Origin of the sequence: Caldimonas sp. (assembly GCF_046289365.1) — a bacterium.
Classification (GTDB): domain Bacteria; phylum Pseudomonadota; class Gammaproteobacteria; order Burkholderiales; family Burkholderiaceae_C; genus Caldimonas.
On record NZ_JBKBVU010000272.1, the window covers coordinates 1 to 3,134 of the forward strand.

Sequence of the window (3,134 nt, forward strand, 5' to 3'; positions counted from 1 at the left end):
GCTACTGTCCGGTGCTCGCGACCGAGCCCGAGGGGCGGCTCGCCGCCATCGTCGACTTCACCTTCAACCTCGGCGCCGGGCGGCTGCAGACATCAACGCTGCGGCGTCGAATCAACCAGCGGAACTGGGAGTCCGCCGCGCAGGAGCTGCCTCGTTGGGTGCACGGTGGAGGGCGGGTACTACCAGGACTGGTCGCGCGGCGGCAGTCGGAGGCCAAGCTGTTCGGGGGAACTATTTGAGAAGCAGGGTCGCCCCCGCACCACGCGATCTCAGCCTATGAGACGACGATGTGCATGCTGTTGCCGGTGGCACCTCACCAATCTCCGGAGGCAACGACATGCGCGACATCACGGGCAACACTAGTACCGGCGACGGCATTGCCATCGGCCAAAACATCCGCGTCCACGTGGACAAACGGAGCTACCACAAGAATTCCAGTGGCGTGGGATCCGGACGAGGAAGTAAGGACGACGAGGGCTCAGCGTTGTTCGGCTTCGCACTGCTTGTACTCGTCGGCATCGCATTCGCCTCCTGGCAATTCGCCCGCTACGCGCCAATGGTCTACCTGGCGCTCTCGATCCTGACGGCCAGTTCGATCCTCACCCTCCTGACGATTTCCACCATCCGGGCCTATCACAATCAGCCCTGGGGCGACTTCCTGCCCCAGATATTCGCCACCCTAGGCGGTGGACTGACGCTTGCTGCCATATTGATCAGTCGAAGTGCGTATCCCGCCGAGCTCACCGAGTTCGCTCATCAAGTGGGCGACTGGAAGAGCTTTTTCTGTCGGCTGCCCCCCTATTGGCGCGAGTTCTCAGCGATGCAGATGCTCGCAATTAGCCTGGCGGCTGTACCGGCCACACTGTCCTTGACCCTCTATGCTGCAGGCAACCTGCTCGAGGATCTTCTGCCCGATGAGGCCCCCGAATTCATCTTCCGAATGGTCGGTTTTGGCACACGAATTCGCCTGGTTGTCGCAACTATAGTCATTGGATCGCTGGCACTGGTCGCCCAGTCCGACGCGACGGCGAGCGCATGGGCGGCTCAGGTTGCGCCGCACCTCGAGCACTTCTTCTCCAGTCGAGACGCTGTCCTAAGCTTGTGCCGCGGGTAAGGCAGAAATCGGCCGCACGCACTTGGCTTCACTGCGAAAGAGTGCGTTCATTTCGCCCACATCAACGCCGGAGCAAGAGCAACTCCACCACATCGACGACGAAGGTGGCCCGCTGATCTACCCGAGCATCACCGAAGCCCAGCAAAAGGCGTTCGACGCCACCTGCAGAAAGCTGCATCAGTTCCTGAGTGGAGCCCGGGCGCCGGATAGCCTGCGGGGAACCCACAGATTCTGCTGAAGAGCCATTTACTAAAGCAGGAGGGACGCCCCCCGGACCAGGCGATCTCAGCTCATGAGACGGCTTGGCTCAGCGTAAGACCGTGCCCGCGTCAGACGTATTGCGTTTCGGAATTGAATCCGCCAAAATGCGCGGCTTTATTACAGCTTGGCGCTTGCATCGATATTAGACCCCTCCATGGGGGACAGACTTCATCGGCGCGCTCCCGAAATACAGCAATTTAGAAAGCCTACCAACGAAAGATGCGCACGACATGAAGAGGAACGGAGAGAGCCTGGCAGATCTGGCGTGCTGTGTCCTGTTCGCCTCGGCGATGGTCGCCGGTGCCGGCTATTTCGCGGCGACCGTTCTGCAGCCGGTAATGCCGCTGCACTGACGGCGCGTGCTCGTCGATCAGGCCGTTCTCCTGCCTCGCACTCGGCCGAGGGGATACGCCTGGAACCCCTGTTTAGAATCCCCTTTGTATCGTTTTAGCTTCCTCGCCATGTATATCTCTCTGCACTTTGGCCGCCCGCCCACCATGGTGAATGCCCGCCCCCATCCTCGCGTGGTTCTGCGCGTGCATGCGGGGTGCAGGGACAGGGTCGAGCTCGGTCCTGCCGGCCGCGGCGCCGAAGCGCATGGCGGTTAACGGGCATGGACATGGACTTCGGCGCCTTGCTAGCCAATGTGGTGTGGTGGCGGGTCGGCCTGTTCCTGGTGCTGGGTCCGCTGCTGTTCGGCAACGCCTGTTCGCTGCTGCGGGCCCGGCACAGGCTGCAGGACGGCTACTCCCGCAAGCTGCACCACGTCGGGATCATGCTGATCTCCGGCCCGTGCTTGGCGGTGTTGCCGGACGAGCAGCTGCTCCCGTCGATGATCGTCGCCTCACTGGCGCTCATCACGATCTCGTTCATCGCCGCCTACAGCCGGGTGCCAGTCCTTGCCGGTATGGCCGCGCACAGCCTGCGCCGCCGCGATGCGCCACACAGCCGGTTCTTCTTCCTAATGCCAATGATCACGTCAAACGTGGCGATCACGATCTCGGCGCTACTGTTTCCGCTGACGCTCGTCAAGGTGGCGTTCTTCACTGTGGCGGTGGCCGACGGCCTGGCCGAACCGGTCGGCGTGCGCTTCGGCGCGTCCAACACCTATCGGGTGCAGGACATCATCTGGGGTTGGACCAACACGAAGTCGGTGGCCGGTTCGGCGACGGTCTTCGTGTTGTCAGCGGCGGTGTTCGCGGCGGTGCTGTCGATAAGCGGCCATGCACCGGTGGCGACGGTGCCGGTCGTGATCGCCTTCGCCGCACTGACGACGACGATCGAGGCGTTCTCGCCCCGCGGCATGGACAACATGCTGATCATGCTGATCACCCCGGTCTTCCTGCTGGCTTTTGGGGTGGTGCCGTGGTGAACGGGCCGGTGCGGGCCGCTCCCATGGCGGCGGGCGACGAGCAGAGGGCGCGTGCGGGACGCGCAGCGCGTCAGGGCCGGCTGAGTGAAGTACTGGGCGAAGGTCTGTTTGTCGCGCATGCGTCGACGCTGGCGCTGCGCGCGGGGCTGCGCCGCCACGCCAGCGCAGTCGATGGCGGCACTCTGCATTACCTGGACAACGGCCGGCGCGGCTGTCCCGTACTGTTGCTGCTGCACGGCCTCACTGGAGACCACACTGTCTGGCTGCACACCGCGCGCCATCTCACGCGCCGCTTCCGTGTCGTCGTTCCCGATCTGCCCGGGCACGGCGTCAGCCCGCTCGACGCCGGTGCCGACCATCGCGTCGCCGCGCACGCCGCGCGTATCG

General features: G+C 63.7%; 5 protein-coding genes. All 5 read left to right on the top strand.

The genetic code is table 11. The features are described 5' to 3' along the window. Nucleotides 1-239 (top strand): lysozyme (locus ACK42S_RS16780; protein WP_409710228.1); only part of this gene is annotated, 239 nt, incomplete at its 5' end. A 98-nt stretch (nt 240-337) separates the two neighbouring features. Beyond that, nucleotides 338-1,114, top strand: a complete 777-nt coding sequence (locus ACK42S_RS16785; RefSeq protein ID WP_409710231.1) for a hypothetical protein — start codon at nt 338-340, stop codon at nt 1,112-1,114. A gap of 491 nt (nt 1,115-1,605) precedes the next feature. Next, the gene (locus ACK42S_RS16790) at nt 1,606-1,728 is read left to right on the top strand and encodes a hypothetical protein (protein ID WP_409710234.1); all 123 of its coding nucleotides are present in this window, start codon (nt 1,606-1,608) and stop codon (nt 1,726-1,728) included. A 260-nt stretch (nt 1,729-1,988) separates the two neighbouring features. Beyond that, complete coding sequence (locus ACK42S_RS16795; protein ID WP_409710236.1) at nt 1,989-2,747, top strand: hypothetical protein; 759 nt, start codon at nt 1,989-1,991, stop codon at nt 2,745-2,747. A gap of 23 nt (nt 2,748-2,770) precedes the next feature. Continuing rightward, a partial coding sequence (locus tag ACK42S_RS16800) for an alpha/beta fold hydrolase (protein WP_409710239.1) occupies nt 2,771-3,134 on the top strand: 364 nt, incomplete at its 3' end.